This is a genomic window from Alteromonas sp. W364, assembly GCF_031846205.1.
Lineage (GTDB): Bacteria > Pseudomonadota > Gammaproteobacteria > Enterobacterales > Alteromonadaceae > Glaciecola > Glaciecola blandensis.
The window spans coordinates 1-799 of sequence record NZ_JAVRID010000028.1 but is presented as its reverse complement, the minus strand read 5'-3'; the positions used below and the strand labels follow the sequence as shown (position 1 = coordinate 799).

2 protein-coding genes are annotated in these 799 nt (G+C 41.9%); both read right to left on the bottom strand.

Translation table 11 applies throughout. From position 1 onward, the window contains the following. Window positions 1-61: 61 nt before the first annotated feature. The gene (locus tag RM556_RS17310) at window positions 62-346 is read right to left on the bottom strand and encodes a DNA-binding transcriptional regulator (RefSeq protein WP_008845992.1); all 285 of its coding nucleotides are present in this window, start codon (window positions 344-346) and stop codon (window positions 62-64) included. Further along, entirely contained in the window at window positions 339-686 is a 348-nt protein-coding gene (locus tag RM556_RS17305) for a type II toxin-antitoxin system RelE/ParE family toxin (protein ID WP_311360498.1), read from the bottom strand. The genes RM556_RS17310 and RM556_RS17305 overlap by 8 nt, the downstream gene beginning before the upstream one ends. Window positions 687-799: the final 113 nt, after the last annotated feature.

Below are 799 nucleotides of genomic sequence, written 5' to 3'. Positions count from 1 at the left end.
ATAACACCTTGGATAAGCGGTAGCTGGCCGCTCTTGCCAGATACCCGTCTTCATCCTTTTGTTAGCCAAGTGCTCGCATGACCGCTTGAGGTTCTTTTGCAACAACATTGAGCAAAGCAAGTGCTGGGCCATGTGGATTGCGATCCCCCCTTTCCCAGTGACGCAGAGTTGAAACGCTAATACAAAATTTAGAAGCAAACTCCATTTGAGTTAGTCCAAGATTTTGTCGTATTTCAGCAACATTAACTTCTGGGGCTCTATGAATTCTAGCTGCTACCTTTTTACCATCGTTAAGATCTATTGCTTCTTTTAGACCTTGAGCAATACTTTCAAATGCACTAGTCATTGTATTTCTCCAAAGCTTTTACTACCAATATTTTGACAAGTTTCGAAAGTGAGTTTCTATCGGCTTTCGTCAAATTAGCCTGTTCATTCTTCCCAAACATCGTTAATAAATAAAGTGGAATTCGTTCATCATGATAGTAGTAAATTACCCGAACGCCACCACTCTTTCCCTTATTACCTTTACTCCAACGCAATTTCCGAATACCACCAGTACCTTCCATTAGAGTTCCCGCTTTGGGGTGCTCCGATAAATAATCAATAACATCCTTGCGCTCTGATTCAGTTAAAAGAGAATCAGCACGTTTTATGAACTCTGGTAGTTCGGCTATAGTATTTTGCATCCACAGAGTATAATCCAATGGATTACTTAAATCAAAGAGAGAATTGAATGGCTAACACCCCGCATAACGGGCAGCATTGCGTGCACCCGCACGTAATGATGTCCCAGCGACCG